The sequence below is a fragment of the Pseudomonas sp. Pseusp21 genome, assembly GCF_059492145.1.
In genome coordinates this window covers 3,171,802-3,194,192 of record NZ_CP168520.1, presented here as the reverse complement: position 1 = coordinate 3,194,192, position 22,391 = coordinate 3,171,802, and the positions used below count along the sequence as shown (strand labels likewise).

Annotated in this window: 20 protein-coding genes; 9 read left to right on the top strand and 11 right to left on the bottom strand. The window is 62.2% G+C overall.

The window, feature by feature from the left end; translation table 11 throughout:
• Positions 1 to 134: 134 nt before the first annotated feature.
• From choV to ACEN93_RS14520, 3 genes are all read right to left on the bottom strand, one after another.
• Positions 135 to 1,313 (bottom strand): choline ABC transporter ATP-binding protein, encoded by a 1,179-nt coding sequence (choV, locus tag ACEN93_RS14530; RefSeq protein WP_011336304.1) that lies wholly within the window; start codon positions 1,311 to 1,313, stop codon positions 135 to 137.
• On the bottom strand, positions 1,310 to 2,155 hold the full coding sequence (choW, locus tag ACEN93_RS14525; protein ID WP_039767993.1) for a choline ABC transporter permease subunit: 846 nt from the start codon (positions 2,153 to 2,155) through the stop codon (positions 1,310 to 1,312). Before choW ends, choV begins: the two co-directional genes overlap by 4 nt.
• A 76-nt stretch (positions 2,156 to 2,231) precedes the next feature.
• Positions 2,232 to 3,182 (bottom strand): choline ABC transporter substrate-binding protein, encoded by a 951-nt coding sequence (locus ACEN93_RS14520; RefSeq protein ID WP_039767994.1) that lies wholly within the window; start codon positions 3,180 to 3,182, stop codon positions 2,232 to 2,234.
• Between the two features lie 434 nt (positions 3,183 to 3,616).
• Here ACEN93_RS14520 and ACEN93_RS14515 point away from each other — a divergent pair, with 434 nt between their 5' ends.
• Positions 3,617 to 4,993, top strand: coding sequence for an L-serine ammonia-lyase (locus tag ACEN93_RS14515; RefSeq protein ID WP_039767995.1), 1,377 nt, complete (start codon positions 3,617 to 3,619; stop codon positions 4,991 to 4,993).
• Between the two features lie 470 nt (positions 4,994 to 5,463).
• Positions 5,464 to 6,567 (top strand): choline metabolism transcriptional regulator GbdR, encoded by a 1,104-nt coding sequence (gene gbdR, locus ACEN93_RS14510; protein ID WP_011336300.1) that lies wholly within the window; start codon positions 5,464 to 5,466, stop codon positions 6,565 to 6,567.
• Between the two features lie 74 nt (positions 6,568 to 6,641).
• Here the strand turns inward: gbdR and ACEN93_RS14505 are convergent, their stop codons facing one another.
• From ACEN93_RS14505 to choX, 6 genes are all read right to left on the bottom strand, one after another.
• Positions 6,642 to 6,902, bottom strand: a complete 261-nt coding sequence (locus ACEN93_RS14505) for a hypothetical protein (RefSeq protein WP_007959758.1) — start codon at positions 6,900 to 6,902, stop codon at positions 6,642 to 6,644.
• A 273-nt stretch (positions 6,903 to 7,175) separates the two neighbouring features.
• Positions 7,176 to 8,339: a gamma-butyrobetaine dioxygenase gene (locus ACEN93_RS14500; RefSeq protein ID WP_039767997.1), complete on the bottom strand. Its 1,164-nt coding sequence runs from the start codon at positions 8,337 to 8,339 to the stop codon at positions 7,176 to 7,178.
• Between the two features lie 24 nt (positions 8,340 to 8,363).
• Positions 8,364 to 8,840 carry a thioesterase family protein gene (locus tag ACEN93_RS14495; protein WP_074692115.1) on the bottom strand — a complete coding sequence of 159 codons (477 nt, stop codon included), beginning with the start codon at positions 8,838 to 8,840 and terminating at the stop codon, positions 8,364 to 8,366.
• A 140-nt stretch (positions 8,841 to 8,980) separates the two neighbouring features.
• A complete protein-coding gene (locus tag ACEN93_RS14490; protein WP_103385380.1) occupies positions 8,981 to 9,946 on the bottom strand; it encodes an L-carnitine dehydrogenase in 966 nt (321 codons plus the stop codon).
• A gap of 70 nt (positions 9,947 to 10,016) precedes the next feature.
• Positions 10,017 to 10,904, bottom strand: a complete 888-nt coding sequence (gene cdhC / locus ACEN93_RS14485) for a 3-dehydrocarnitine:acetyl-CoA trimethylamine transferase CdhC (protein WP_495610194.1) — start codon at positions 10,902 to 10,904, stop codon at positions 10,017 to 10,019.
• Between the two features lie 75 nt (positions 10,905 to 10,979).
• On the bottom strand, positions 10,980 to 11,924 hold the full coding sequence (gene choX, locus ACEN93_RS14480; RefSeq protein WP_039768001.1) for a choline ABC transporter substrate-binding protein: 945 nt from the start codon (positions 11,922 to 11,924) through the stop codon (positions 10,980 to 10,982).
• Between the two features lie 192 nt (positions 11,925 to 12,116).
• On the opposite strand from choX, the gene ACEN93_RS14475 reads away from it, so the two are divergent.
• Both ACEN93_RS14475 and ACEN93_RS14470 read left to right on the top strand, forming a co-directional pair.
• Positions 12,117 to 13,061: a GlxA family transcriptional regulator gene (locus tag ACEN93_RS14475; RefSeq protein WP_011336294.1), complete on the top strand. Its 945-nt coding sequence runs from the start codon at positions 12,117 to 12,119 to the stop codon at positions 13,059 to 13,061.
• Positions 13,062 to 13,129: 68 nt separating this feature from the next.
• Positions 13,130 to 14,302, top strand: a complete 1,173-nt coding sequence (locus ACEN93_RS14470) for an ATP-binding protein (protein WP_495610193.1) — start codon at positions 13,130 to 13,132, stop codon at positions 14,300 to 14,302.
• Here the strand turns inward: ACEN93_RS14470 and ACEN93_RS14465 are convergent, their stop codons facing one another.
• A complete protein-coding gene (locus tag ACEN93_RS14465) occupies positions 14,303 to 14,719 on the bottom strand; it encodes a DUF3010 family protein (protein WP_007959772.1) in 417 nt (138 codons plus the stop codon). It abuts the gene before it with no gap.
• 47 nt (positions 14,720 to 14,766) lie between these two features.
• A complete protein-coding gene (locus ACEN93_RS14460; RefSeq protein WP_445434673.1) occupies positions 14,767 to 15,168 on the bottom strand; it encodes a lysozyme inhibitor LprI family protein in 402 nt (133 codons plus the stop codon).
• Positions 15,169 to 15,402: 234 nt separating this feature from the next.
• Here ACEN93_RS14460 and ACEN93_RS14455 point away from each other — a divergent pair, with 234 nt between their 5' ends.
• The 5 genes from ACEN93_RS14455 to etfA all read left to right on the top strand — a co-directional run bounded on the left by ACEN93_RS14455 (position 15,403) and on the right by etfA (position 22,384).
• Positions 15,403 to 16,380, top strand: coding sequence for a dipeptidase (locus ACEN93_RS14455; RefSeq protein WP_039768004.1), 978 nt, complete (start codon positions 15,403 to 15,405; stop codon positions 16,378 to 16,380).
• A 77-nt stretch (positions 16,381 to 16,457) separates the two neighbouring features.
• Positions 16,458 to 16,988 (top strand): DUF5943 domain-containing protein, encoded by a 531-nt coding sequence (locus ACEN93_RS14450; protein ID WP_011336290.1) that lies wholly within the window; start codon positions 16,458 to 16,460, stop codon positions 16,986 to 16,988.
• A 15-nt stretch (positions 16,989 to 17,003) separates the two neighbouring features.
• Positions 17,004 to 19,064 carry a dimethylglycine demethylation protein DgcA gene (gene dgcA, locus ACEN93_RS14445; RefSeq protein ID WP_064599960.1) on the top strand — a complete coding sequence of 687 codons (2,061 nt, stop codon included), beginning with the start codon at positions 17,004 to 17,006 and terminating at the stop codon, positions 19,062 to 19,064.
• A 150-nt stretch (positions 19,065 to 19,214) separates the two neighbouring features.
• Positions 19,215 to 21,164 (top strand): dimethylglycine demethylation protein DgcB, encoded by a 1,950-nt coding sequence (gene dgcB / locus ACEN93_RS14440; RefSeq protein ID WP_039768006.1) that lies wholly within the window; start codon positions 19,215 to 19,217, stop codon positions 21,162 to 21,164.
• The gene (gene etfA / locus ACEN93_RS14435) at positions 21,164 to 22,384 is read left to right on the top strand and encodes an electron transfer flavoprotein subunit alpha (RefSeq protein WP_007959785.1); all 1,221 of its coding nucleotides are present in this window, start codon (positions 21,164 to 21,166) and stop codon (positions 22,382 to 22,384) included. The genes dgcB and etfA overlap by 1 nt, the downstream gene beginning before the upstream one ends.
• The last annotated feature ends 7 nt before the right edge of the window (positions 22,385 to 22,391 follow it).

The following is a 22,391-nucleotide window of genomic DNA, read 5'->3' as shown; positions in this document are numbered from 1 at the left end:
CGGACGCTCCGCGTTCGGCTTTTGATTTGGGACGCGGAGCGTCCCGGGCTGCATTCCCACGCGGACGGTTCGACGCCTCGACGTGGGAACGATCACGCCGCGATCCTCTCGCGGCGTTTTTGTGTCTGCTCTCTTTACCCCAGGTTCTTGCCGAGCAGCGCGTGATACAGCTCGCTGTCCCCAAGAATCCCCACCACATGGTTGTTGTCATGCAGCACCAGTTTGTTGCCAGTCTGGTAACGGATCTGCAACGCGTCGCGCATGCCGATGTTCGAGTCCACCAGCGTCGGTTTGCGCTCCAGGCCTTCCACGGCTTGCCCCGGTGCCCAGTTCTGCAGGTTCAGCACCGAACCGTTCTGCCGCGCACCCTTGATGGTGTTGCCTTCGGCCAGATCCAGCCACGAATCGCCGCCCGGATCCAGACATACCGAACCGTTGATGCGTTTGCAGTTGTCCAGGGTGCGCATCAGGCTGCGACCGCACAGCACGTTCAGCGGGTTGGTGTGGGCGACGAAGGTGCGCACGTAATCGTCCGCCGGGTTGAGCACGATCTCCTCCGGCACGCTGTACTGGATGATCCGGCCGTCCTTCATGATCGCGATGCGGCTACCGAGTTTCAGCGCCTCGTCGAGGTCGTGGCTCACGAACACGATGGTCTTGCTCAGCTTGCGTTGCAGTTCCAGCAGTTCATCCTGCAGACCCTGACGGATCAGCGGGTCGAGCGCCGAGAACGGTTCGTCCATCAGCAGAATGTCGGCGTCCATCGCCAGCGCGCGGGCCAGGCCGACACGCTGCTGCATGCCGCCGGACAGCTCGTCGGGCTTCTTGTTGCGCCATTGGGTCAGGCCAACCAGTTCGAGTTTGTCATCGACCAGTTTGCGCCGTTCCTTCTCCGGACGACCCTGCATTTCCAGACCGAAACTGATGTTCTCGCGCACCGTCAGCCAGGGCATCAGGGCGAACTTCTGGAACACCATCGCGATGCGTTTGGTGCGCATCATTTTCAGCTCGGCCGGGGAGCAGGAAGCGATGTCGATCTGCTTGCCTTCATGTTCGACGAACAGCTTGCCGCGGCTCACGGTGTTGAGGCCGTTGATGCAGCGCAGCAGGCTCGACTTGCCGGAGCCGGACAGGCCCATCAGCACGCAGATCTCGCCTTTGTTGATGTCCAGGCTGGCCTTTTCAACGCCAACGATCTGCCCGGTCTTTTTCAGGATTTCACTGCGGGTCAAGCCTTGATCGAGAAGTTTCAGTGCTTCGCGCGGATCTTTGGTGAAGATCACGTCAACGTTATCGAAGCGAATTATGCTCATGCGTCACCCCCTGCTTTGGCGTCGGGTTGTTTGCAGATACGGTCGAGCATGATCGCCAGCAGTACGATCGCCAGGCCCGCTTCGAAGCCGAGGGCGATATCAGCAGTGTTCAGTGCGTTGACCACCGGTTTGCCGAGTCCGTCGGCGCCCACCAGTGCCGCGATCACCACCATCGACAGCGACAGCATGATGCACTGGGTGATGCCGGCCGCGATGCTCGGCATGGCGTGAGGCAGTTCGATCCGTGAAAGCAGTTGGCGACGCGAGCAGCCGAAGGCCTTGCCGGCGTCCATCAGTTCTTGCGGGACATCGCGGATGCCCAGGTAGGTCAGGCGGATCGGCGCGGCGATGGCGAACACCACCGTCGAGATCAGGCCCGGCACCACACCCAGCCCGAAGAGGGTCAGGGTAGGAATGAGGTAAACGAAGGTCGGTACGGTCTGCATCAGATCGAGTACCGGCCTCATCAAAGTGTAGAACATCGGTTTGTGCGCGGCGACGATGCCCAGCGGCACGCCGATGACCACGCAGACCAGGGTCGCGAACATGACCTGGGCGAGGGTTTCCATGGTTTCCTGCCAGTACCCCAGGTTGAGGATCAGCAGGAAGGAGGCGACCACGAACGCGGTCAGGCCCCATTTGCGTTGGATGAAGTGGGCCAGCAGGGCGATGAGGCCGATCAGCACCAGCGGGTTGAACCAGGTCAGCGCAAACGTCACGCCGTGGATCATCGTTTCCAGTGTCACGGCGATTGCGTCGAAGGTGTTGGCGCCGTGTTGCGTCAACCATTCAACGAAGCCCGCGATGTACTGGCCTAAAGGGATTTTCTGATCAATCAGCATGGTAGTGAACGTCCGCATGCAAGGAATAAACAGCCCGGGCGGTTAGCCCGCCCGGCATAAGCGATGCCTCTTTAATTCAAGGCTGTGCGAGTTTGGCTTTCACGGCCTCCAGGCCTGGTTTACCGTCAATGGTGGTCACGCCAGCGAGCCAGGTATCGAGCACCTGTGGATTCTTTTTCAGCCAGGCCTTGGCGGCCGCGTCAGGCTTCATCTTGTCGTCCAGGATGTTGCCCATCAGTTCGCTTTCCATGTCGACGGTGAACTCCAGGTTTTTCAGCAGTTGGCCAACGTTGCTGCATTCCTCGGCGTAGCCCTTGCGGGTGTTGGTCGCCACGGTGGCGGCGCCGAAATCCGGGCCGAAGAAGTCATCGCCGCCGGTCAGGTACTGAATCTTGAAGCGCTTGTTCATCGGGTGCGGCGCCCAGCCGAGGAACACCACGGCGGTGTCGCGTTTTTGCGCGCGGTCGACCTGCGACAGCATGCCCGCCTCGCTGGATTCGACTACCTTGAAGCCGGCGTCTTTCAGGCCGAAGGCGTTCTTGTCGATCATGCTCTGGATCAGACGGTTGCCGTCGTTGCCCGGCTCGATCCCGTAGATCTTGCCGTCGAGTTCCTTCTTGAATTTGGCGATGTCGGCGAAGTCGTGCAGGCCCTTGTCATACAAGGCCTGCGGAACGGCGAGGGTGTACTTGGCGCCCTTGAGGTTGGTGCGCACGGTTTCCACGGTGCCGGCGTCGCGGTAGGCCTTGATGTCGTTTTCCATGGTCGGCATCCAGTTGCCGAGGAACACGTCCATGTTCTTGCCGTCGGCCAGCGACTTGTAGGTCACGGGTACGGAAATCATGGTGGTCTTGGTCTTGTAGCCGAGGGCCTGAAGCACGACGGAGGTGGTGGCGGTGGTTGCGGTGATGTCGGTCCAGCCGACATCGGAGAAGTTCACGGTACTGCACTGCGCCGGTTCTGCGGCTTGAGCCAGTAACGGCAGACTCAGCATGGCGGCCAACAACAACGACGGGGAACCTTTCATGAATGGACTCCTTGGTGTTTTTTTTGGCAGTGTTCCGATTGGACCACCGCACTTATGGGTTGCGGTTGGATGGCGTTCTGGAGACAGCTCTACCGCAGCGCCTTGCAATCGAGTCGATACGATCATGTACCAGTGAAAATCTGACGCCTACAGGGTGCGTCGTATCCAGTACAGGGATGGTCGCATCCAGTGTCAGTGACGTCGTTTACAGCTTTTTTCTGCCCTTTCTGGCCATCTGAACCGCATAAAAACGGCGAAAACACGGGCTGAAACCGGCACGGCGTTAGTGGGCATGAGTGCGTCGGTGTCAGACGCCGAGCGACCCGGGAAAAGCCTGATGATGCGGGCATTCCGGCGGATCGCAGCTTGAGCGTAGCAGCTCCGCCAGCGGGCGTTTCACGCCCCGGACCGGCACTTTCAGGAGCTCTGCAGCAATGGCTATCAGCGTTTTCGACCTGTTCAAAATCGGCATTGGCCCCTCCAGTTCCCACACCGTCGGGCCCATGCGCGCCGCCGCCCTGTTTGTCGAGTCATTGCGCGACAAACATTTGCTGGAGCAGGTGCGTCGCATCGAGGTGCAGCTGTTCGGTTCGCTGTCGGCCACCGGGGTCGGTCACGGCAGCGACAACGCGGTGATCATGGGCCTGATGGGCGAGTGGCCGGACGCGATCGACCCGTCGCAGATCGGCCCGCGGATCCAGGCTCTGCGTGAAACCCACACGCTGCTGCTCGACGGTCGTTTGTCGGTGCCCTTTATATGGGCCCGCGACATGCGCCTGATTGACGAGAACCTGCCGTTCCACCCCAACGCCATGACCCTGGTTGCCGAAGGCGATCACGGCGAGCTGCATCGCGACACCTACTATTCGGTCGGCGGCGGTTTTGTGGTGGACGAGGCGCAGGCCTCCAGCGGCGTGGTGGATCTGGATCGCACCGAGTTGCCTTACGATTTTTCCAGCGCGGTGGAGCTGCTGGAGCTGTGCAAGACCCACAACCTGCGCGTGGCCGAATTGATGATGGCCAACGAAAAGGTCTGGCGCAGCGAAGAGGAAATCCGCGCCGGCCTGATGAAGCTCTGGCGGGCGATGCAGGATTGCGTCGAGCAGGGCCTCAAGCACGAAGGCATCCTGCCGGGCGGCCTCAACGTGCGCCGCCGCGCGGCGAAGTTGCACCGCAGCCTTCAGGAACTGAACAAGCCCAACGTGATCGGCTCGACCCTCAGCGCGATGGAGTGGGTCAACCTGTTCGCCCTCGCGGTGAACGAGGAAAACGCCGCCGGCGGGCGCATGGTCACGGCACCCACCAACGGCGCGGCGGGGATCATTCCGGCGGTGCTGCACTACTTCATGAAATTCAGCGAGGCGGTGACCGACGCCAACGTGGTCGACTACTTCCTCGGGGCGGCGGCGGTGGGGATTCTGTGCAAGAAGAACGCCTCGATCTCCGGTGCCGAAGTCGGGTGTCAGGGGGAAGTCGGTTCGGCCTGCGCAATGGCGGCAGCTGGTCTGGCGGAAATCCTCGGCGCAAGCCCCGAGCAGTTGTGCAACGCGGCGGAAATCGGCCTGGAACACAACCTGGGTCTGACCTGCGATCCGGTGGGCGGCCTGGTGCAAGTGCCGTGCATCGAACGCAATGCGATTGCGGCGGTGAAGGCGATCAATGCCGCGCAGATGGCCTTGCGTGGGGACGGTCAGCACTTCATCTCGCTGGACCGGGTGATCCGCACCATGCGCGATACCGGCGCCGACATGCATGACAAATATAAAGAGACTTCGCGGGGCGGGTTGGCGGTCAGCGCGGTGGAGTGCTGATACCTGGTCGCCCCAATCGCTGGCTTGCCAGCGACGGGGCCGGACCAGTCAAAACTGCGCACCAAGTGAGCACCGGATATCAAACGCGCCACCTTTTGGCGCGTCGCTATCGGATAAGAGTCTTTCCTGCCTCCAGCGCCTGATTCGCAGGCGCTACCGTCCGTCACCCGTGCCTGCGGTGACACTGTAGGACAATCGCGCGCAGGCCAGTTCCCACAAGTGCTACCGATTTGCTCACACGCTCCGGGGCAGGGCTTTCGCGGCCACTGATGGCACTTCGAATTACCCTTCGTCGGAGCGCTTGTATAGACGCGTCGCGACGTCGTTTTCAGGAGTTATTGAACAGCCATTCAATTTTAGGCATGGCAATTGCTCTGTCATAACAAAGCCCGTCTCACGCAAGAGAACGATGGCAATAACAAGAGCCTCCGCCTGAGGCCATCACCCGCTTTGTGTGAGGAGATACCGCGATGACGTCGTTCAACTCCGGGGCTCAACCCCAGAACCGTGCGCCTCAATCCATCGGCTTTCTGCTGCTGGACAATTTCACGCTGATTTCCCTGGCTTCCGCAGTCGAACCGCTGCGCATGGCCAACCAGTTGTCCGGTCGCGAGCTGTATCGCTGGACCACCCTCACCGTCGACGGCGGCCAGGTCTGGGCCAGTGACGGTCTGCAGATCACCCCCGACGCTTCCATGCATAAAGCCCCGGCCCTCGACACCGTCATCGTGTGCGGCGGGATCGGCATTCAACGTACCGTTACCCGTGAACACGTGTCGTGGCTGCAAAGCCAGGCGCGGCAGTCACGCCGCCTCGGTGCCGTGTGCACCGGCAGTTGGGCCCTGGCCTGCGCCGGCCTGCTCGACGGCTTCGATTGCAGCGTGCACTGGGAATGTCTGGCGGCGATGCAGGAAGCTTTCCCGCGTGTTGCGATGAGCACCCGCCTGTTTACCCTCGACCGTAACCGTTTCACCAGCTCCGGCGGCACCGCGCCGCTGGACATGATGCTGCACCTGATCAGCCGCGATCACGGTCGTGAACTGTCCGCCGCGATCTCCGAGATGTTCGTCTACGAACGCATCCGCAACGAGCAGGATCACCAGCGCGTACCGCTCAAGCACATGCTCGGCACCAACCAGCCGAAACTGCAGGAAATCGTTGCGCTGATGGAAGCCAACCTGGAAGAGCCGATCGACCTCGACGAACTGGCGGTGTACGTCGCCGTGTCCCGTCGCCAGCTCGAACGCCTGTTCCAGAAATACCTGCACTGCTCGCCGTCGCGCTACTACCTCAAGCTGCGCCTGATCCGTGCGCGGCAACTGCTCAAGCAGACGCCGATGTCGATCATCGAAGTGGCGTCGGTCTGCGGGTTTGTGTCGACGCCGCACTTCTCCAAGTGCTACCGCGAATACTTCGGCATTCCGCCGCGTGACGAGCGCGTCGGCTCCAACACCACCCAGCAGGTGGCAATGATGCCGCTGCCGCAGGCCATCGTGATGTCGCCGCTGTCCGGGCCGATGTCGGCGCTGAGCCAGGCACGCAACGAGTCGACCTTCGCCAGCGTGCGCCTCTAAAACGAAAGATCGCAGCCTGCGACAGCGCCTTCAGGAAAGGCACTGTCGCAGGCTGCGATCTTTTTTGTCTGGTATCAGGCGCGGGTCTGTTGATACTGCGCCAGGGCCGGCAGCAACTGCTTGTCGATGGCTTCGCGCACGGTCGGCTGAATGCTCGCGCTGCTGGTGTACATCTGCTTGACCATGGTGCGCAGCGTGTTGGCGCGGACATCGTCCAGACCCCGCACCGCGCACTCGCAGGCCTGCTGGGCGGTGGAGCCCGACGGTACTTCGAATCCCAACGACTTGAGTTGGCCCAACAGGTCTTCCTGATCGATCAAATCGGCATACATCATGACGCGAATCCTTCTTCGGCAACGGAGGTCGTGGCTCGATTCTGGTAGGCATGCCCAGGCACGGCAAGGGCGATTTGTCGCAGTGTCCACATTGGCTATGAGCATGTCGTTTTCGGCTAACTCGCCGTCAAGGGGAGTGGGCACACTGGCCTCAGCTCGCTTCACGAAGGTTTGGTCACCCTCGCCACGGCAGCTCCTCAACAGTACCCTCGCCCCGATCCTGTCACGGCTTGTATCGGGGCTTTTTTTACCTGCGAATTACGATGATGCGGTCTAGCGTTGCAACACCAGAATCCGCGACAGCAATTCATCCCGATCGATGTAGCAGCCCTGAAAATGCCGGGCCCCGGTGGTCGGGTCGAACGCATTTCGCGCGTGCAAAGTGCGGCGGTTGTCGAAGCACCACAACTCGCCCGGATTGAGCCGCTGCATCACCCGAAAGCGTGGCTCGCGGGTCATGGCGATGAAGCGCCGATAAGCGCGATACAGCAGGGGCATTTGCTCCACGGACGTGTCGAACGCCCCGCGCAAAAAGTTGGCCATGCGGATTTCCGCGACCCGGCCCAACGCGTCCAGGGCGATGATCGGTGCGAGGCAGCGATAGTCGCTGTGGCGGTCCTTGTTGCGAAACTCCACCGGGATTTCGCACAGCGCCTGAAACGACGCGGGATCTTCCTGGCGCAACGCTTCGGCAATCGCAAAACCGTCGACGAAAATGCTCTCGCCACCCTCGGCGTCGTTCACCAGGCAATGCAGAAATTGCAGGCCCGGTTGCAGCTCGCGGGTCGGCAGGTCGGTGTGCAATGGCAGGTTGAAAGCGGTGTAGGCGTTGCTGTCGGCGTCGGCCTTGGATTGCACGTTGAACAGCACGCCGAAGTTGCTCTCGCGGATGAACGAAATGCGCTGGGCGATCAGCTTCAGCGAACCGGGTTCGGTGGGTACGCCGCGCACCTGGGTCAGGCCGATGTCGCGTACCGCCAGCAACCATTGCAGCAGTGCGGCGTTGTCGTTCATCAGCGCCGCATAGTCGAACACCGGCAACTGCAAATCACTGCGCCACAGGAAGGGTTTCGGCCTGGAGGCGAGGCGTTCGGTGCGCGATTCATCATCGTAGGCGTGGGCGCGCAACCAGCCGGCATCGAAGCGGCTGAGGTGGCCGTCCTGCCAGTCGATACGCAGGCAGCCATCGGTGTCGATGTGCACCGCGCATGGCGTCAGGTCGGGAGCCGCATCGATGATCTCGAACACCTGCTCACGTGTGACGCTGTAGACGCAGTGCGGACAGGGACAGTTGTCGCGCAGCCACACGTGGTGGAACGGGCTGACGCGCCCGTCGGCCCATTCAATCAGGACGCGATCCGCCAGGTTCTGCACGCCGTTCAGCGCGCTGATCAACGGATAAGTACGGAAATCGGCAACGGCAACGGCGGTTTGCATGGCGGCTCCTTGTGAGGGATGGATTTACCGGGCTGGGGGCAGGGCGATGACTCGGCCGATGTAAGCGGGAGCGGGCAGATCGGCCTGCTCGGCGACGATGGCTTGCAGACGGCCCAGGGTGTCCGGGGTAAACGGCGCGGAACGCGGCCCGGCCAGGTCGACGTGCAGCAGCATCTGTTCGTTGCCGGCCAGCTCCTTGTCACCGCCGGCCAGATGCAGGCTGTGATAGAGGTGCAGACGTTTCTGGTCGTGACCGATGATCTGCGTGCGCACTTCGACTTCGGCATCGAGCTTCACTTCGTGCAGGTAGTTGAGGTGCAGTTCGAGGGTGAACAGCGAGTGGCCGCTGGCTTCGCGGTTGTTGCTGTCCATGCCGAGACGATCCATCAGGGCGTCGGTGGCGTAGCTGAAAATCAGCAGATAAAAGGCGTCGCGCAGGTGGCCGTTGTAGTCGACCCAGTCGCGGATGATGCGGGTTTGGTAGGTGGTGAGGGTGGGCATATTTTCTCCTGATGCGATCGTTCCCACGCTCTGCGTGGGAACGCCTCCTGTGACGCTCTGCGTCACGCTTCTGGGACGCAGAGCGTCCCGGGCTGCATTCCCACGCAGACGGTTCGACGCCTCGACGTGGGAGCGATCGGTTACTCGCTGAAACTCATCCCATGCTTCTCTTTGGTGGTCTTCACCGCCTCAAGCACCGCCAGCAGGCAATCATCACGATAGCGCTCCAGCGCCGAAATACTGTGCCGGCCCAGTTGATCGCTGGTGCCGTCCACCACATCGTCGATCAACTTGTCGGTCAGTTCCGGTGCCGGCAGGTACGTCCACGGCAACTGCAACGCCGGGCCGAACTGCGACATGAAGTGGCGCATACCGGCATCGCCACCGGCCAGGGTGTAAGTCAAGAACGTACCCATGAACGACCAGCGCAGGCCCGCGCCAAAGCGGATCGCATCGTCGATCTCACCGGTGGTCGCCACACCGTCGTTGACCAGGTGCAGCGCCTCACGCCACAGCGCTTCGAGCAGGCGGTCGGCGATGAAGCCCGGCACTTCCTTGCGCACATGCAGCGGGCGCATGCCGAGGGATTCGTAGACGTTCATCGCCGCTTGAATCGCTTGCGGCGCGGTGTTCTTGCCGCCGACCACTTCCACCAATGGCAGCAGGTAAACCGGGTTGAACGGGTGACCGACCACGCAACGTTCCGGGTGGGTCGAGCTCTCGTAGAACTCGCTCGGCAACAGGCCGGAAGTGCTGGAACCGATCAACGCATTCGGCTTGGCCGCCGCACTGATTTTGCTGTGCAGATCCAGTTTCAGTTCGAGGCGTTCCGGGGCGCTTTCCTGGATGAAATCCGCATCGCGCACGCACTCTTCAATGGTCGCCACAAAGCGCAGGCGATCCTGCGACGCGCCCGGCGCCAGACCGTTTTTCTCCAGCGCGCCCCAGGCGTTGGCCACGCGTTTGCGCAGCGCCGCTTCGGCACCCGGCGCCGGGTCCCAGGCCACCACGTCGAGGCCGTGGGCGAGGGCGCGGGCGACCCAGCCGCTGCCGATGACGCCGCTGCCCAGTGCTGCGAAGGTTTTGATTTCGGTGATAAAGCTCATGGTCACTTCCTGGAATGAGGCAAAAAAACGGTGGGCGTCAATGGCCCGCCCACCGGGGGAAAGGGTGATTTCAGCCGCGCTGGGTCAGACCCATCTTCTTGCGACCTTCAGCCGGGGTCAGCACGCGGGCGCCGAGGCGGCTGAGGATTTCGGTGGCGCGTTCGACCAGTTGGCCGTTGGTCGCCAGCACGCCTTTGTCCAGCCACAGGTTGTCTTCCAGGCCGACCCGCACGTTGCCGCCAAGCAGCACCGCTTGCGCCGCCATCGGCATCTGCATCCGGCCGATGCCGAACCCGGCCCACACCGCGTCGGCGGGCAGGTTGTCGACCATGGCTTTCATGGTGGTGGGGTCGGCCGGCGCGCCCCACGGGATACCCAGGCACAGCTGGAACAGCGGGTTGTCGAGCAGGCCTTCCTTGATCATCTGTTTGGCGAACCACAGGTGGCCAGTGTCGAAAATCTCCAGCTCCGCCTTCACGCCCAGCTCGGTGATGCGCTTGGCACCGGCCCGCAGTTGGGCCGGGGTGGAGACATAAATGGTGTCGCCGTCGCCGAAGTTCAGGGTGCCGCAATCCAGCGTGCAGATTTCCGGCAGCAGTTCTTCGACGTGGGCCAGACGGGTCAGCGGGCCGACCAGATCGGTGTTCGGACCGAACTCCATCGGGCTCTCGCCAGGGCCGATTTCCAGGTCGCCGCCCATGCCGGCGGTGAGGTTGACGATGATGTCGACGTCGGCTTCGCGGATGCGCTCCATGACTTCGCGGTACAGCGCCACGTCACGGCTGAACTTGCCGGTCTGCGGGTCACGAACGTGGCAGTGCACGACCGTGGCGCCGGCCTTGGCCGCTTCCACCGCAGCTGCGGCGATCTGTTTCGGGGTGACCGGCACGTGTGGGCTTTTGGCGGTCGTGTCGCCAGCACCGGTGAGTGCGCAGGTGATGATGACGTCGTGATTCATGGTGCGTTTTCCTTCAGGCGTGATGGGTCTGTTCGCAGCCCGTGGCGGGCTGCGAAGTGGTTCGTTCGTTGCGGTTTATTTGCTGGTGAGCTGGAGGTTTTCAGCCGCCGGTTTGCCATCGAAAGTGGTGACGCCTTCGAGCCAGCGCTGTTTGTCCTGCGGGTGATCCTTGAGCCATTGTTTGGCCGATTCGAAAGCGTCCTTGTGATCGAGCAGCGGCTGCATCATCCGGCTCTCGTCTTCGGCGGTGAACGTCAGGTTGCTCAGCAGGCGACTGACGTTCGGGCATTGTTCGGCGTATTTCGGCGCGGTGACGGTCCATACGGTGGCCATGCCTTCGTTCGGGCCGAGGGCGTCGTCGCTGCCGGTCAGATAAGTCATCTGCACGTTGACGTTCATCGGGTGCGGCGCCCAGCCGAAGAACACCACGGCCTCCTTGCGGCGCACGGCGCGATCGACGGCGGCGAGCATGCCGGCCTCGCTGGATTCCACGAGCTGGAACTTGCCGAGGCCGAACTGGTTCTTGGCGATCATCGCCTTGATCTGGGTGTTGGCGCCCGAGCCGGGCTCGATGCCGTAGATCTTGCCGCCCAGTTCTTTCTCGAATTTGGCGATGTCGGCGAAGGTTTTCAGGCCTTTGTCCGCCAGGTAGGTCGGCACGGCGAGGGTGGCGCGGGCGTCCTTGAGGCTTGGCGCTTCAAGCACCTTGACCTGGTTGGCCTCGACGAACGGGGTGATGGTCTGGGTCATCAGCGGGTTCCAGTAGCCGAGGAACAGGTCCAGACGCTGGTCGCGGATGCCGGCGAAGACGATCTGCTGGGAGGCGCTGGTCTGTTTGGTGCTGTAGCCGAGGCCGTCGAGCAGAACCTGGGCCATGGCACTGGTGGCGATCACGTCGGTCCAGTTCACCACGCCCATGCGCACGTTCTGACACGATGCGGAATCGGCCGCCATGACACTGGCGCTTAAAAACGCGGTACCGCTGAGTGCGAGAACACAGCTGCTGATCAGTCGTTTCATGTCGGGTTCCTCGGCAGGTCGTTATTGTGGGTTCCGGTGTCTGTGCGCCGGTGATGCTCAAATTACGCAGCAATGCCCCCGTAAAAACGCACTGCGGCGACCAGCTCTTGCACTGCAGCGACCTGTGCTCTTGAATGCCGCCGACAACTGGCGTATCAACGTTGCACGCTACCCGCTGACCGAGTGCGCGCCATGTCCCAGGATTTCTACTTTCTGTTGATGCCGGGTTTTTCCGCCATCGGTTTCATCTCTGCGATCGAACCGCTGCGGGTGGCCAACCGCTTTCGCGGCGAGCTGTATCGCTGGCACGTCTTGAGCGCCGATGGCGGGGCGGTGCTGGCGAGCAACGGGATGTCGGTCAACGCCGATGCGGCGCTGGAGCCGCTGAAGAAAGGGGCGACGCTGCTGGTGGTCGCCGGTTTTGAACCGCTGAAGTTCGCCACCCCGGCGCTGGAGCACTGGCTGCGACGGCTGGACAACGAAGGCGTGACCCTCGGCGCCATCGACACCGGCAGCTTCGTCCTTGCCGAGGCCGGCCTGCTCGATGGTCATCGCCTGACCCTGCACTGGGAGGCCATCGACGCCTTCAAGGAATCTTATCCACAGCTCAGCGTCACCCAGGAGCTGTTTGAGATCGACCGTCGGCGCATCACTTCTGCCGGCGGCACCGCGTCAATCGACCTGATGCTCGACCTGATCGCTCAGGCCCACGGCCCGCAACTGGCGATCCAGGTCAGCGAGCAATTTGTATTGGGGCGGATTCGTCCGCGCAAGGACCACCAGCGCATGGAGGTCGCCACGCGCTATGGCATCAGCAACAAGAAGCTGGTGCATGTGATCGGCGAGATGGAGCAGCACAGCGAACCGCCGCTGACCACTTTGGAACTGGCGGAATCGATCAAGGTGACGCGGCGGCAACTGGAGCGTTTGTTTCGGCTGCATCTGAATGACACGCCGAGCAATTTCTATCTGCGCTTAAGACTGGAAAAGGCCCGACAGCTGCTGCGCCAGACCGACATGAGCGTGCTGGAAGTCAGCATCGCCTGCGGGTTTGAATCCCCGTCGTATTTCACCCGCAGCTACCGGGCGAAGTTTGCCCGGTGTCCGCGAGAGGATCGGCGACGGGAGGCCGTTTGACGGACGATTATAGTTAATTATACTTTTAGGTATAAATTACAGTCGTTTGAATAATTGAGTGTAAAACCATGTCCCGAAACAACGGCTTCGTCTTCCGCCGCCCCGCTCTGGCCCGCAGCGTTGCCGATGGTCTGGTGGGTGCAGGTCTGCAGGATTTCACCTCCGGCCTTTTTTTGGCAGCGCCGCGTCGCACAGGCAAAAGTACCTTTCTGCGCGAGGATCTGATCCCGGAATGCCAGGCCCGAGGCTGGCTGACGGTTTACGTCGACCTGTGGGCCGATAAGGAAAAAGACCCTGCTGACTTGATCGCCAGTGCCATTGCAGGTGCGTTGGTCCCCTTTGAAAAGGGCATCCGCAAACTGGCGAAAAATATCGGCATCGAAAAACTCAGCTTTCTGCGCACCTTGTCCTGGGATTTCACCAAGCCGCAACTGCCGGCCGGCGCGACCCTGACGCAAGCACTGGAACTGCTCCACAGCGCCGCCGAAAAATCCGTAGTGCTGGTGATCGACGAGGCCCAGCACGCACTCACCACAGCAGCGGGCATTAACGCAATGTTTGCCCTGAAGGCCGCACGGGATCAGCTCAATCAGGGGCGTGAAGGCGAGGGCAGCGGGTTGCATCTGGTGTTCACCGGTTCCAATCGCGACAAACTCGCCCACCTGGTACTGGGCAAGAGCCAACCGTTTTTCGGCTCGAGCATCACGCCCTTTCCGCTGCTGGGGAAAGAGTTCACCCAGGCGTACACCTTGCACCTCAACGCCCATCTGGCCGAGACCAACCAGTTCAGTGCGGCCGATATCGACGACGCCTTTGAATTGGTGGGGCGGCGCCCGGAAATGTTGCGCACCATCATCGGCGAAGTCGCGCTGGAGCTGGGCGAGGCCAGCAATCTGGGGCAACTGCTGCAAAGCCGTGCCGAATTGTTGCGCGCAGGCGTATGGACCGAGTTCGAGAGCGCGTGGAACGCTCTGACCATCCCTCAGCGCGCCGTGCTGGAGGTGATGGTGGAGCGCTCACAGAACAACGAGCCATTCGCGCCGTTCACAGACAGCACGCTCACGGCCGTCAGCAAGGCACTGGAAAACCTGGGCAGCGACGTGGTGCCGGGCACCCAGACCATTCAGGCCTGCATCGATGCCCTGCGTGACAAGGAGCTGGTGTGGAAGTCGAGCCGTGGTGGCTATGCGCTGGAAGACAAGTCCTTCGGCGACTGGCTGAGCACGCGTAAAGCGCGCTAGCTACTTCTTCACCAACGCCGAGCACGCTGCCTTGTAGGCTTCATGCTGATACTTGTTCAGCGTCCCCGGCAGCTCGAAATTGTGCTTCTTGGCCTGGGCATTGATCGTCTGCGGCGACAGCAGCGTCACCTCGCAACCGTCCAGCAACTGAAACACACCCTCGATCTTGAACGTGGTCGGTCCACCGGCAAACTCGCCCTTCTTGCTGCGCTTCTTGATCGCGATGCGATCAATCGAGTTCTCGCGCACGAACGACGCCACTTGTGCGGCGAACAGCTTCACGTTGGCCGCCTCGTCGTCATCGTCCAGCGCGATTTTCTTGGTGTTCAGCGCGACATGGCTCAGCACCGAACCGTCGAGGGAGGCCACGGCGATGATCGCTTCACTGCCTTTGATTTCGATACCGCAGATGTTCATGTGAATCCCTTGATTGGCTGAAGAGGTGCAGCTTACAGCTCAAGCCCTCACTCCTGCCCAATCGACTCCAAAAACTCCGACCGCTCGTCACTCATCCGCGCCACGCAGTCATTCTGCGCAATCTTGAACGCCTTGCTGCCGTCCGTCGCCGGGAAGGCTTCGACGGCGCAGTCGGCGTCGCGGGTCTTCAGCCATTGTTGCTGGGCGGCTTTGAGTTTGGCGGTGATGTCGGCCAGTTGCGCCGGGTTCTTGCCGTAGGCCGTCTGCATGCGCTCGTTCAGGCTGGCGTAGTTGTCCTTGAGCAGGTCCTCGGCGGTGGTGCGGCTGTAGGCCGAGCATTCCAGGGTCTGGATGTCGTTTTCCACCGCGTCGCACGGGTTGTTGTCCGACTCTTCGGCGGCGTGTACGCCGGTCGCAATCAGGGCCAGGGCCAGGAAAATCGATTTCATTGATGTCGCCGCTCTAATCCAGTGGTGTTTCCGGGATGCGGCAGATTCTGGCTCAAGCTCGCGGGCTTGAACAGGTGGCCGGTCGGACCGGTTGGCGACCCTTTGTCGCGGATTGACGCTTTCGGCAATTCCCCTGTCGTTTTTGCACCCGGCTGGTCGCGCACCGAGGCATATGCTGGCCCCAAAGCGCCGGCAGACGATTCGGCGCATGAATCGCCAATAAGGGGACGCCTGATGAGCCCAGCCGAATTACACGCCGACAGCATCGTTATCGACGGTCTGATCATTGCCAAATGGAACCGCGAGCTGTTCGAAGACATGCGCAAGGGCGGTCTGACGGCGGCCAACTGCACCGTGTCGGTGTGGGAGGGCTTTCAGGCCACGGTCAATAACATCGCCGCCAGCCAGAAACTGATTCGCGAAAACAGCGACCTGGTGATCCCCGTCCGCACCACCGCCGACATCCGCAAGGCCAAGGAGCAGGGCAAGACCGGCATTCTCTTCGGCTTCCAGAACGCCCACGCGTTCGAAGACCAGATCGGCTATGTCGAGGTGTTCAAGCAGCTCGGCGTCGGTATCGTGCAGATGTGCTACAACACCCAGAACCTGGTGGGCACCGGTTGCTACGAACGTGACGGCGGTCTGTCGGGTTTCGGTCGCGAAATCGTTGCCGAGATGAACCGTGTCGGCGTCATGTGCGACCTGTCCCACGTCGGCTCCAAGACTTCCGAGGAAGTCATCCTCGAATCGAAAAAACCGGTCTGCTATTCCCACTGCCTGCCGTCGGGGCTGAAAGAGCACCCGCGCAACAAATCCGATGAAGAGCTCAAGTTTATTGCTGACCACGGCGGTTTCGTCGGCGTGACCATGTTCGCGCCGTTCCTGGCCAAGGGTATCGATTCGACCATCGACGACTACGCCGAAGCCATCGAATACACCATGAACCTGGTCGGCGAAGACGCCATCGGCATTGGCACCGACTTCACCCAGGGTCACGGCCAGGACTTCTTCGAATACCTGACCCACGACAAGGGCTACGCCCGCCGTCTGACCAACTTCGGCAAGATCATCAACCCGCTGGGCATCCGCACCGTCGGCGAGTTCCCGAACCTGACCGAAACCCTGCTCAAGCGCGGCCACTCCGAGCGCGTGGTACGCAAGATCATGGGCGAAAACTGGGTCAACGTCCTCAAAGACGTCTGGGGCGAATAAGCCGCCGCTTCCCGAATACTTTCCCCCGGCCGTCCGCGCCGGGGGCAACACCAAAATTTTTCTGGAGTTAAGTTTCCATGGCCAAGATCGCCCCGCAATTGCCAATCGAAGTCGACAGCGAGACCGGTGTCTGGACCTCCGACGCCCTGCCGATGCTGTACGTGCCGCGCCATTTCTTCGTCAACAACCACATGGGCATCGAGGAAGTGCTGGGCGCTGACGCCTATGCCGAAATCCTCTACAAGGCCGGCTACAAATCCGCCTGGCACTGGTGTGAAAAAGAAGCCGAGTGCCACGGCCTGGAAGGCGTCGCGGTGTTCGAACACTACATGAAGCGCCTGTCGCAGCGCGGCTGGGGCCTGTTCAAGATCCAGGACATCGACCTCGACAAAGGCACCGCCAGCGTCAAGCTCGAACACTCGGCGTTCGTCTACGTCTACGGCAAGGTCGGGCGCAAGGTCGACTACATGTTCACCGGCTGGTTTGCCGGTGCCATGGACCAGATCCTCGCCGCTCGCGGCAGCCAGATCCGCACCGTGGCCGAGCAGGTTTACGGTGGCTCCGAAGAAGGCCACGACGACGGCCTGTTCACCGTCAAGCCGTTGTAAGTCGAGGAACCCGCCATGGCTTTCGAAGCAATGTTTCAGCCAATTCAAATTGGCAAACTGACCATCCGCAACCGCGTGCTCAGCACCGCGCATGCCGAGGTCTACGCGACCGACGGCGGCATGACCACCGAGCGGTACGTCAAGTATTACGAAGAGAAAGCCAAGGGCGGCATCGGCCTGGCGATCTGTGGCGGTTCGTCCGTGGTGGCGATCGACAGCCCGCAGCAATGGTGGAGTTCGGTGAACCTGTCCACCGACCGGATCATCCCGCACTTCCAGAATCTCGCCGACGCCATGCACAAGCATGGCGCCAAGATCATGATCCAGATTACCCACATGGGCCGTCGCTCCCGTTGGGACGGTTTCCACTGGCCGACCCTGATGTCGCCGTCGGGCATCCGTGAACCGGTACACCGCGCCACTTGCAAAACGATTGAGCCGGAAGAGATCTGGCGGGTGATCGGCAACTATGCGCAAGCCGCGCGCCGCGCCAAGGCCGGTGGCCTGGACGGCGTCGAACTGTCGGCCGTGCACCAGCACATGATCGACCAGTTCTGGAGCCCGCGCGTCAACAAGCGGACCGACGAGTGGGGCGGCACTTTCGAAGGCCGGATGAAATTCGGTCTGGAAGTCCTGAAAGCCGTGCGTGCCGAGGTCGGTGACGACTTCTGCGTCGGCATGCGCATCTGCGGTGACGAGTTCCACCCGGACGGTCTGTCCCACGAAGACATGAAGCAGATCGCCAAGTATTACGACGACACCGGCATGCTCGATTTCATCGGCGTCGTCGGCTCGGGTTGCGACACCCACAACACCCTGGCCAACGTGATTCCGAACATGAGTTATCCGCCGGAGCCGTTCCTGCACCTGGCGGCCGGGATCAAGGAAGTGGTCAAGGTTCCGGTGCTGCACGCGCAGAACATCAAGGACCCGAACCAGGCCACGCGGATCCTGGAGGGCGGTTACGTCGACATGGTCGGCATGACCCGCGCCCACATCGCCGACCCGCACCTGATCGCCAAGATCAAGATGGGCCAGGTCGACCAGATCAAGCAGTGCGTCGGCGCCAACTATTGCATCGACCGTCAGTACCAGGGTCTGGACGTGCTGTGCATCCAGAACGCGGCGACTTCCCGTGAATACATGGGCGTGCCGCACATCATCGAGAAATCCACCGGGCCGAAACGCAAGGTGGTGATCGTCGGTGCCGGCCCGGCGGGGATGGAAGCGGCCCGTGTGGCGGCCGAACGTGGCCACGACGTGACCCTGTTCGAGAAGAAGGAATTCATCGGCGGCCAGATCACTACCGCCTCGAAAGCGCCGCAGCGTGACCAGATCGCCGGCATCACCCGCTGGTTCCAGCTGGAACTGGCGCGGCTGAAAGTCGACCTGCGTCTGGGCACTGCGGCGGACGCCGACACCATCATGGACCTGCGTCCGGACATCGTGGTGCTGGCCGTTGGCGGGCATCCGTATCTGGAGCAGAACGAACACTGGGGCGCCGCTGAAGGGCTGGTCGTCAGCAGCTGGGACGTGCTCGACGGCAAGGTCGCGCCGGGCAAGAACGTGCTGGTCTACGACACCATTTGCGAGTTCACCGGGATGTCGGTGGCCGACTTCCTCGCCGACAAGGGCAGCCAAGTCGAGATCGTCACCGACGACATCAAGCCGGGCGTGGCCATCGGTGGTACGTCGTTCCCGACCTACTACCGCAGCATGTACCCGAAAGAAGTGATCATGACCGGCGACATGATGCTGGAGAAGGTCTACCGCGAAGGCGACAAACTCGTCGCCGTGCTGGAGAACGAATACACCGGCGCAAAAGAGGAGCGGGTGGTGGATCAGGTGGTCGTCGAGAACGGCGTGCGCCCGGACGAAGAAATCTACTACGCCCTCAAGGACGGCTCGCGCAACAAGGGCCAGATCGACGTCGAGGCGCTGTTCGCGATCCAGCCGCAACCTTCGTTGAGCAGCACCGGCGACGGTTATCTGCTGTTCCGCATCGGTGACTGCGTGGCGCAGCGTAATACCCACGCCGCCATCTACGACGCCCTGCGGTTGTGCAAAGACTTCTAAACGCTCTAGGCCTGATCGTTCCCACGCTCTGCGTGGGAACGCATCAATGGACGCTCTGCGTCCGCTCTTGGGACGCAGAGCGTCCCGGGCTGCATTCCCACGCAGAGCGTGGGAACGATCACTGACCCTGCGGTCTTTGGGAGCTTCACCATGTTGAACACCCTTCTTCCAATCCTGTTGTTCGCAGCCTTGGCCCTCGCGGTGCTGGGAGCGTTGCGGCGGGTGGCCATGTGGCGCCGGGGCCGGGCCTCGAAGGTCGATCTGATCGGCGGCCTGTTCGCCATGCCCAAGCGTTACATGGTCGATCTGCACCACGTGGTGGCGCGGGACAAATACATCGCCAACACCCACGTCGCCACGGCGGGCGGTGCAGTGGCGTCGATCGTGCTGGCGATTCTGGTGCACGGTTTCGGCCTGCACAACCGCATTCTCGGCTACGCGTTGCTGCTGATGACGGCGGTGATGTTCGTCGGGGCGATCTTCGTTTATCGGCGCCGGCTCAACCCGCCGTCGCGGCTGTCGAAAGGCCCGTGGATGCGCCTGCCGAAAAGCCTGCTGGCGTTCTCGGCCTCGTTCTTCCTGGTGACCTTGCCGGTGGCCGGGATCCTGCCGGAGAACTTCGGCGGCTGGGTGCTTGCAGCAATTCTCGGGATCGGTGTGCTGTGGGGCGTGTCGGAGCTGTTCTTCGGCATGACCTGGGGCGGCCCGATGAAACACGCCTTCGCCGGTGCGTTGCACCTGGCCTGGCACCGCCGCGCCGAACGTTTTGGTGGCGGCCGTTCCACCGGTTTGAAACCGCTGGACCTGAATGATCCGACCGCGCCGCTGGGCGTGGAGAAACCCAAGGATTTCACCTGGAACCAGTTGCTTGGTTTCGACGCCTGCGTGCAGTGCGGCAAGTGCGAAGCGGCGTGCCCGGCGTTCGCCGCCGGCCAGCCGCTGAACCCGAAAAAACTGATTCAGGACATGGTCGTCGGCCTCGCCGGCGGCACCGATGCCAAGTTCGCCGGCAGCCCTTATCCCGGCAAACCGGTGGGCGAACACGGCGGCAATCCGCATCAACCGATCGTCAACGGCCTGGTCGATGCCGAAACCCTGTGGTCGTGCACCACCTGCCGCGCCTGCGTCGAGGAATGCCCGATGATGATCGAGCACGTCGATGCCATCGTCGACATGCGCCGCCACCTGACTCTGGAAAAAGGCGCTACCCCGAACAAGGGCGCCGAAGTCCTGGAAAACCTGATTGCCACCGACAACCCCGGCGGTTTCGCCCCGGGCGGACGGATGAACTGGGCGGCCGACCTGAACCTCAACCTGCTCAGCGAGAAGAAGTCCACCGACGTGCTGTTCTGGGTTGGCGACGGTGCCTTCGACATGCGCAACCAGCGCACTCTGCGTGCGTTCGTCAAAGTGCTGAAAGCGGCCAAGGTCGACTTCGCGGTACTGGGGCTGGAAGAACGCGACAGCGGCGACGTGGCCCGGCGTCTTGGCGACGAAGCGACTTTCCAGCTGCTCGCAAAACGCAATATCCAGACCTTGGCCAAATACAGTTTCAACCGCATCGTCACCTGCGATCCGCACAGCTTCCACGTGTTGAAAAATGAGTACGGCGCGTTCGATGGCAACTACCTCGTGCAGCACCACAGCACTTATCTGGCGGAAATCATTCAGGCTGGCGCGCTGAACCTCGGACAGCACAAAGGCAACAGCGTGACCTATCACGATCCGTGCTACCTCGGCCGCTACAACGGCGAGTACGAGGCGCCGCGCGAAGTGCTGCGCGCCCTCGGCATCGAGATCAAGGAAATGCAACGTTCCGGCTTCCGTTCGCGCTGTTGCGGCGGCGGTGGCGGGGCGCCGATCACTGACATTCCGGGCAAGCAGCGGATCCCCGACATGCGCATGGAAGACATTCGCGAGACCGGTGCCGAACTGGTGGCCGTGGGTTGTCCACAGTGCACGGCGATGCTCGAAGGCGTGGTCGAACCGCGTCCGCTGATCAAGGACATCGCCGAACTGGTGGCCGACGCGCTGCTCGAAGACGCCGCGCCGAACAAGCCTGCCACCCCGGCCAAACGTGAACCTGCGGAGGCCCACTGATGAGCGACATTATCCGCCGCGACCCCCGCGCCGAATGGATCGCACGCAACCGCCTGCACCCGCTGCACGCGGCCATGCAACCGGCGCAACACAGCTGGATGGGCCCTAACGGGATCATCCGCAAGAACCTGCACGGCATCGGCTTCATCGGGCCGAACGGCATCAAGCGCATCGACCGCAGCGGCGCCCAGCAGGGCGGGGCGGTCAAGCGTTCGGCCGCGGTCGAAGTGCAATTGCCGCTGCATCAGGTGCCGGCCCCGGCGTTCTATATCAGCGTGGTGCCCGACATGGTCGGTGGCCGCTTGAGCAGCCACGACCGCGACTTGCTCGGCCTGGCTCATCAACTGGCCGGCAGCGACGGCGCTGTGCTGGCCGTGGTGTTCGGCGAGCACAAGGAAAACGCTTTCGCCACCGCAGGCGTTGATCGCTTGCTGGTGCTGGAAGGCGAAGAATTCAGCGGTTATGCACCGGAGCAACGGATCCAGGGCCTGCGGGCTGTGGATAACCAGTTCAACCCGCGTCACTGGCTGCTGCCGGACAGCCGCAGTGGCGGCGGCGAACTCGGTCGGCGCTTTGCTGCCGCACTGGGTGAACGCCCGGCGACACGGGTGTGGCAGGTCAAGGATCAGGAATGCATCGGCCGCGCCGGTGCCGGGTTGCAGGATCTGGCCCGCCCGGTGGCGCGGTTGATTCTGGCGTCCGCCGAATGTGCCGAACCGGTTAGCGAAACCCGTCATGAAGCGCTGCCGGTGGAGTTATCCACACCCGTCGCGCGCAGCTTGTCGCGGATTGAGGATCTGGGTGCGGTGGCGGTGGATCCGGCAGCGATTCCGATGGCCGAGGCCGAGTTCATCTTCTCCGGCGGCAACGGGGTCAAGGACTGGGAGCTTTTCCACAGGACGGCCGCCGCTCTCGGCGCCACCGAAGGCGCTTCGCGGGTGGCGGTGGACGATGGCTTCATGGCCCGTGACCGCCAGGTCGGCGCGTCTGGCACCTGGGTCACCGCGCGGGTTTACGTGGCCGTGGGGATTTCCGGGGCGATCCAGCACCTGCAAGGCATCGGTGCCTGCGACAAGGTGGTGGCGATCAACCTTGATCCGGGTTGCGACATGATCAAGCGTGCCGACCTGTCGGTGATCGGCGAAAGCGCGGAAATTCTTCAGGCCTTGATCGCGGCGGTAGAGGCTTACCGCAACGAAGCCAAGCGCGATGCGGCTTAAGGAACGG

Coding starts and splice junctions, on each gene's coding strand:
- ACEN93_RS14475 (WP_011336294.1), top strand. CDS start 12,117: ATGTCCCAGGATTTCTACTTTCTGTTGATGCCGGGTTTTTCCGCCATC.
- etfA (WP_007959785.1), top strand. CDS start 21,164: ATGAGCGACATTATCCGCCGCGACCCCCGCGCCGAATGGATCGCACGC.
- ACEN93_RS14505 (WP_007959758.1), bottom strand. CDS start 6,902: ATGATGTATGCCGATTTGATCGATCAGGAAGACCTGTTGGGCCAACTC.
- ACEN93_RS14515 (WP_039767995.1), top strand. CDS start 3,617: ATGGCTATCAGCGTTTTCGACCTGTTCAAAATCGGCATTGGCCCCTCC.
- ACEN93_RS14470 (WP_495610193.1), top strand. CDS start 13,130: ATGTCCCGAAACAACGGCTTCGTCTTCCGCCGCCCCGCTCTGGCCCGC.
- ACEN93_RS14520 (WP_039767994.1), bottom strand. CDS start 3,182: ATGAAAGGTTCCCCGTCGTTGTTGTTGGCCGCCATGCTGAGTCTGCCG.
- dgcA (WP_064599960.1), top strand. CDS start 17,004: ATGGCTTTCGAAGCAATGTTTCAGCCAATTCAAATTGGCAAACTGACC.
- ACEN93_RS14455 (WP_039768004.1), top strand. CDS start 15,403: ATGAGCCCAGCCGAATTACACGCCGACAGCATCGTTATCGACGGTCTG.
- choW (WP_039767993.1), bottom strand. CDS start 2,155: ATGCTGATTGATCAGAAAATCCCTTTAGGCCAGTACATCGCGGGCTTC.
- ACEN93_RS14465 (WP_007959772.1), bottom strand. CDS start 14,719: ATGAACATCTGCGGTATCGAAATCAAAGGCAGTGAAGCGATCATCGCC.
- ACEN93_RS14450 (WP_011336290.1), top strand. CDS start 16,458: ATGGCCAAGATCGCCCCGCAATTGCCAATCGAAGTCGACAGCGAGACC.
- ACEN93_RS14460 (WP_445434673.1), bottom strand. CDS start 15,168: ATGAAATCGATTTTCCTGGCCCTGGCCCTGATTGCGACCGGCGTACAC.
- ACEN93_RS14490 (WP_103385380.1), bottom strand. CDS start 9,946: ATGAGCTTTATCACCGAAATCAAAACCTTCGCAGCACTGGGCAGCGGC.
- choX (WP_039768001.1), bottom strand. CDS start 11,924: ATGAAACGACTGATCAGCAGCTGTGTTCTCGCACTCAGCGGTACCGCG.
- gbdR (WP_011336300.1), top strand. CDS start 5,464: ATGACGTCGTTCAACTCCGGGGCTCAACCCCAGAACCGTGCGCCTCAA.
- cdhC (WP_495610194.1), bottom strand. CDS start 10,904: ATGAATCACGACGTCATCATCACCTGCGCACTCACCGGTGCTGGCGAC.
- ACEN93_RS14495 (WP_074692115.1), bottom strand. CDS start 8,840: ATGCCCACCCTCACCACCTACCAAACCCGCATCATCCGCGACTGGGTC.
- choV (WP_011336304.1), bottom strand. CDS start 1,313: ATGAGCATAATTCGCTTCGATAACGTTGACGTGATCTTCACCAAAGAT.
- dgcB (WP_039768006.1), top strand. CDS start 19,215: ATGTTGAACACCCTTCTTCCAATCCTGTTGTTCGCAGCCTTGGCCCTC.
- ACEN93_RS14500 (WP_039767997.1), bottom strand. CDS start 8,339: ATGCAAACCGCCGTTGCCGTTGCCGATTTCCGTACTTATCCGTTGATC.